Source organism: Microcoleus sp. F4-D5 (assembly GCF_036704885.1).
GTDB lineage: Bacteria > Cyanobacteriota > Cyanobacteriia > Cyanobacteriales > Microcoleaceae > Microcoleus.
Genome location: NZ_JAUBSX010000139.1, coordinates 1 through 5,072, shown reverse-complemented (window position 1 = coordinate 5,072; position 5,072 = coordinate 1). Strand labels below are relative to the sequence as shown.

General features: G+C 46.3%; 8 protein-coding genes. 3 read left to right on the top strand and 5 right to left on the bottom strand.

All coding sequences use genetic code 11. The features are described from left to right. A partial coding sequence (locus QUA80_RS32380) for a CHAT domain-containing protein (RefSeq protein ID WP_333429014.1) occupies positions 1–1,583 on the top strand: 1,583 nt, incomplete at its 5' end. Positions 1,584–1,739: 156 nt separating this feature from the next. Here the strand turns inward: QUA80_RS32380 and QUA80_RS32375 are convergent. Further along, on the bottom strand, positions 1,740–1,991 hold the full coding sequence (locus tag QUA80_RS32375; protein WP_333429013.1) for a hypothetical protein: 252 nt from the start codon (positions 1,989–1,991) through the stop codon (positions 1,740–1,742). Positions 1,992–2,513: 522 nt separating this feature from the next. Here QUA80_RS32375 and QUA80_RS32370 point away from each other — a divergent pair. Continuing rightward, positions 2,514–2,762, top strand: a complete 249-nt coding sequence (locus tag QUA80_RS32370; RefSeq protein ID WP_333429012.1) for a hypothetical protein — start codon at positions 2,514–2,516, stop codon at positions 2,760–2,762. A gap of 325 nt (positions 2,763–3,087) precedes the next feature. Here the strand turns inward: QUA80_RS32370 and QUA80_RS32365 are convergent, their stop codons facing one another. From QUA80_RS32365 to QUA80_RS32355, 3 genes are all read right to left on the bottom strand, one after another. Continuing rightward, complete coding sequence (locus QUA80_RS32365; RefSeq protein WP_333429011.1) at positions 3,088–3,222, bottom strand: hypothetical protein; 135 nt, start codon at positions 3,220–3,222, stop codon at positions 3,088–3,090. Between the two features lies 1 nt (position 3,223). Beyond that, complete coding sequence (locus tag QUA80_RS32360; protein WP_333429010.1) at positions 3,224–3,445, bottom strand: DUF433 domain-containing protein; 222 nt, start codon at positions 3,443–3,445, stop codon at positions 3,224–3,226. Between the two features lie 242 nt (positions 3,446–3,687). Beyond that, on the bottom strand, positions 3,688–4,671 hold the full coding sequence (locus QUA80_RS32355; protein WP_333429009.1) for a GMC family oxidoreductase N-terminal domain-containing protein: 984 nt from the start codon (positions 4,669–4,671) through the stop codon (positions 3,688–3,690). Here QUA80_RS32355 and QUA80_RS32350 point away from each other — a divergent pair. After that, the gene (locus QUA80_RS32350) at positions 4,643–4,771 is read left to right on the top strand and encodes a hypothetical protein (RefSeq protein ID WP_333429018.1); all 129 of its coding nucleotides are present in this window, start codon (positions 4,643–4,645) and stop codon (positions 4,769–4,771) included. The genes QUA80_RS32355 and QUA80_RS32350 overlap by 29 nt on opposite strands. Here the strand turns inward: QUA80_RS32350 and QUA80_RS32345 are convergent. Beyond that, a complete protein-coding gene (locus tag QUA80_RS32345) occupies positions 4,768–4,893 on the bottom strand; it encodes a hypothetical protein (protein ID WP_333429017.1) in 126 nt (41 codons plus the stop codon). The two genes, QUA80_RS32350 and QUA80_RS32345, sit on opposite strands and share 4 nt — an antisense overlap. Positions 4,894–5,072: the final 179 nt, after the last annotated feature.

Below are 5,072 nucleotides of genomic sequence, written 5' to 3'. Positions count from 1 at the left end.
ATCCGAATAATCCCCTCAATCCCGACAATCCGAATAATCCCCTCAATCCCGACAATCCGAATAATCCCCTCAATCCCGACAATCCGAATAATCCCCTCAATCCCAATGCGCCCCCAATATCACCAAGGGATAGATTTCCATTAGATCGAGGGCGATTGCTTTTCCCCGATCGCAACCAACCCTTCAGCCGCCAACAGCGACAGAACCAAAATATAATATCGCGAGATATAGGAAAGCCCGGAGATAGGATGCTTCCTGAAAGAATGCAATTTCCCAGAGGAGTCAGAAATTTCATCGATTTAAAAATCAGAGATTCTGTTATTCAGTCAGCATTTCGCGGCGACATCGGCAGGAATTTGGAGGGCGGCAAAATCTCGGAAGCTTTGTCTCTGCTGGATCAATCTTTCAGCCAAGAATTCGGGGAATATTTAGGCATCAACATCCGCGACGAGTTGGTATCCCCAGAGGAAATTAAAAAAAAGTTAGGATCGGTGGGCGCAGAAACCGGCACGAAACCCAGCTTAATTTATCTCTTCTCGCAGCCCGAAGAATTAAATTTAATGCTGATCACTTCTTGCGGTGAAGTTGTTCACAAAAGCATGCCGGCAGCGAACCGGCAAGAACTGCTGAAAGTTGTAACTCAGTTCAGGGATGAGATTACCAAACCGGGGGTGCGGGGTACTACGAGTTATTTACCCTCTTCCCAACAGCTTTATAAGTGGATGATTGAGCCTTTAGAGGACAGTTTGAAAAAGTGCGAAACCGATACTATTTCCTTTGTGGTCGATCGAGGTTTGAGAGGTATGCCCTTTGCTGCTTTGCACGACGGACAGCAATTTTTGGTGGAAAAGTACAGTCTCAGCCTGATGCCCAGCATGAATTTAACAGATAGTCGCTACGTCGATATCAGAAATTCTCAAGTTTTAGCAATGGGTGCCTCGGAATTTTCCGAGTTGAATCCTTTGCCTGCGGTTCCTGCTGAAATAGCCGCTATTGCCCGAGAGTGGCCGGGAGTTAGTTTTCTAAATGAGGATTTCACTTTGGAGAATTTGAAGCGACAGCATCAAAGCCGACCTTTTGGGGTTATTCACTTAGCTACTCACGGCGAATTTCGACCTGGAGTACCGAATAATTCTTTTATCCAGTTGTGGAATAGTCGGCTGCGACTGGATCAATTGCGGGATTTGAGATTGAACGATCCGCAGGTGAATATGTTAGTTTTAAGTGCTTGTCGGACTGCGGTGGGAGATGCACAGGCGGAGTTGGGTTTTGGGGGTTTGGCGCTGCAAGCAGGGGTGCAAACGGCTTTGGGGAGTTTGTGGTACGTGAGTGATGAAGGTACTTTGGGATTGATGAGTGAGTTTTACCAGCAGTTGAAGACGGCGCGAATTAAGGGGGCGGCGCTGCAACAAGCGCAAATTGCGATGTTGCGGGGAGATGTGCGTTTGGAGGGCGGCCGATTGCGGGGTTCGAGTCGGGGTGAGGGGGTGGAGTTGCCGGCTTCGCTGCAAGGGTTTGCGGATTTGAAGTTGTCGCATCCTTATTATTGGTCGGCTTTTGTGATGATTGGGAGTCCTTGGTGATTGGTGATTGGAAATGGGTAATTGGTAATTGGTAATTGGAAGTTACGCAGGGGTAGTCAGAAAGCGGGTTTTTGAGAAAAATACTTCGCTGTCAGCCGCTTCATGATTTATCGTCTTGTGCCTGTTGAGTTATGTGAGACGACTTGTTTGTTTGCCTTATTTTTTAAGAAAAGATATCAAATGGGTTCTGTGGGCCAGAAAAATCACAGGCCCGGCAAACGGCCCGTATAACCCCCCTGCTGCTGGGGGCGACCAAACTAGCAGTAAGTCGAAGAAGTCAATTAAAACTGCTGCGATCAAATCGGAAACTGAAACTGAGAAAACGGTGCCGAACAAAACAACTGCTAAAAAGACGGCGATAGCGACAGGAACCAGAAACAAACCAAGTGAAATTAGTTGAGTTTTCACTAATCAAGAAACCCGGTCTAGTAAAAAAAACCGGCTTTCTTTTACTAGACCAACTTCCAAAAATAGGTTTGTAGTACAAACTTGAGTCCTTAAAATTCTCTTCTCTTCCTTTGTGTCATATCGTTTCCGATTGCATCGGAATGATACCGAGGACACCGCGCCGCCCTTGCGCCGTGTCCCTACCCCGATTAATTGTAGGGACACGGCGCCGTGCCCTGTCCTGAGTGTGGGTAATATGAATTCCCATGCTACCGGAGTTGATATCAGCCTCTTGGCGCTTCGCCCCCGTATTTTTTTTGAGACATATCAACTCAAACTCTTGTCCAGCCTAGCTTTTGAGCTTTCTTGTTACCTCTGGGGAAATCTGTCTATTTACTTATTGACAATTTCTCCTCTTTGTTAAATTGTCAGGGATCTAACATATAAGGTTAAAAATTGTATCATAAGCAACAGAAAGTACCAAATGTTTTATGTAGCAGCCTACAATAGAGAAAAGAAACAAGATTAAGAGGCGCGATGGCTATGGATATGAATGGAAACCTAGACTGGGAAGAAGCTTTTGAGTACAGAGCAGGCTTGACAGTGGAATTGAAGTCCCAGCCAGGGGTTTTGCATACGATCGCTTACTATGAAGTGATGATGGTACCGCCCATCTGGTTAGAAAATGACCCCCGTCCCCGGTATCCTCACGAAGTGCGAGTCGTGTCGCAGCAGCCAACGGTGTCCAATGTTTGCCGGATTTCAGAGTCTCCTGTTTTAGTCGCGTCCTAGGTTGTTTCAGCGGGAAATATCGGCGAGGCCATCTAGCAGACAATCAAACCGATGCAGTGGTGTTCTGGTTGAGATTGCTGTACTTTACTTTGTGGCGATCGCTTAAGATATAGATGGTGGCGAGAGTGCGATCGACTCAAATCAAGTGACCTGTTAATTTTTCAAGTCAGGAAATAGCCTGATTGAGGTTAGCAGCCATTCTTGTTAAATCATCCTCTACCCTACAAACAATGATTCCAGCATGGTCAAGCTGTAAGCTGTGCCGTGCGATCGAATAACGGCCATTTAGAGTTAAAACAGCTCGATTTTCACTGACTGCAAAAGCTTACACTTCTTCGTCCGGATTTTTTGGGTTATCCTTTCCGGCTGCTTGCACTGTCAGAATATTACGAATCATAAGGCGCAGCAATTCTACCACCACTCTGCGGAATGGTTTGTAAGTATAAACACGCGCCATCATTTCAATTCTCGCCATTCTCGCGGATAGCTATTTCACTTTCATCTGGAAAATCTGCCGTATAAGCCCACGCATTTGCTAAATCAGTAGCAGTTAGTATGGGATAGTTATTTAAGAGTTGAGACTCGTTCATGCCCAACCGACGAAAGCTCACCAGCACCCAAACAGAAATGCAAGTATTTCTAATACAAGCATCACCGCCACAGACACCGGGAGTTTGGCTCATTCATTAGCAGGTATTAGCGAAGTTTTGGGTTAATAATTCGATGATTTGACATTTCTCGGTAGGTGTTAAGGCTAGGAGTTGCGCTTCTAATTTTTTGATTATCGTAGAAGCTATTTAATTTATGAATTATGTAGCTAGTTGCTATTACAAATCTGTCGCCGCAGTGGAGGTAAAATTGTAAATTTGTGCGCGACTTTTCGCAGTCAAAGTTAGTCTGCATTAGAGAAGTGCCATAGGTTTATTTAATATTTGTGGAACAACTGGCGGCTAATTTTAATCCCGGCAACCAGTTTTTGCAGGTCGGATTCACTGTGGAGATAGTTCATCCGAATCAAGGGTGGGTCTAGAGGGGAAGCAGAACGCAATTTGAGACTGCCGCGACTCTGAGGATTAGTCACACAGGCTGTAATAGTGACTCCCGGACCTTCGCGGGCATAGGCAGGAGGCACCCACAAAATAGGGGCAGAGAAAAACTGCAAATCTGGTGCCGTATCTAAACGTTCTTCTGTATGTAAGAATAATCCAGCTTCTGCGATATTGCTGGTTAGTGCAGGTTGCAGATGCTGAGTTGACTGGTGTGCCACTGAAACAGTCAGGTGATCTTGGAGGTTCTGACCGACTCCTGGTAAATCAACAACTACGGGAATATTTAGCGATCGCAATTCTTCTGCATTGCCAATTCCAGACAACATCAACAGTTTAGGGGAATCGAACGCACCGGCACACAGAATCACTTCCCGATTTACTCGAACTTGGTCGATAGCACCATTGTGCAGATACTCCACTCCAATTGCGCGGGTTCCCTCAAACAATAACCGCGTCGCTAATGCGCCGGTTTGAGTTGTTAGATTGGGGCGATCGAGAATCGGCACCAGAAATGCAGCCGCTACGCTGTGCCGCTTCCCATCTTTAACCGTCAACTGATACAGTCCCGCGCCTTCTTGTTGTGCGCCATTGAAATCCGGATTGCGATCGTATCCTAAGGAGACAGCAGCTTCTACAAATCGCTGTGAGGTGACAACCAGATCGATTGGGTCGCTGACGTTCAGCAATCCATCAACACCGTGAAATTCGGACGCACCTCGCTGCTGATTTTCCGATTTCTTGAAGTAGGGCAAAACGTCTTGATAACTCCAGCCTGGATTGCCCAATGCTTGCCAGCGATCGAAATCGTGACGCTTGCCTCGAATGTAAATCATGGCATTGATCGAACTGCTGCCACCCAAGCCTTTTCCCCGCGAACAAAAGACTTTGCGCCCGTTGAGATGGGGTTCTTCTTCTGTGAAATATGCCCAGTCTACTTCGCTGCCGAGTAGCTCGATCTAATCCACAGGATTTTGGATCTCCGGCTTAGTCGCGGGCTCGCCCGCTTCGAGCAATAATACTGTTGTTTCACCATCTTCGGTGAGGCGATTGGCAACCACACAACCTGCCGAGCCTGCGCCAATGACAACATAATCTTATTGAGTCATAACTTTCTCCTTTTCTGCTGTCTGTAATTAATGAATCAAAGTCAGGAATGAATGGGAATAGATTAGTTTAACAACTGCCTTACTTTTCACGGCATCTCTGAAAGGTAGAGTAGGAGGTCATTCTAGGCAAAAGGGGTAGATGGTGATATCATCTG

Coding starts and splice junctions, on each gene's coding strand:
- QUA80_RS32370 (WP_333429012.1), top strand. CDS start 2,514: ATGGATATGAATGGAAACCTAGACTGGGAAGAAGCTTTTGAGTACAGA.
- QUA80_RS32350 (WP_333429018.1), top strand. CDS start 4,643: ATGGCATTGATCGAACTGCTGCCACCCAAGCCTTTTCCCCGCGAACAA.
- QUA80_RS32360 (WP_333429010.1), bottom strand. CDS start 3,445: ATGAGCCAAACTCCCGGTGTCTGTGGCGGTGATGCTTGTATTAGAAAT.
- QUA80_RS32365 (WP_333429011.1), bottom strand. CDS start 3,222: ATGATGGCGCGTGTTTATACTTACAAACCATTCCGCAGAGTGGTGGTA.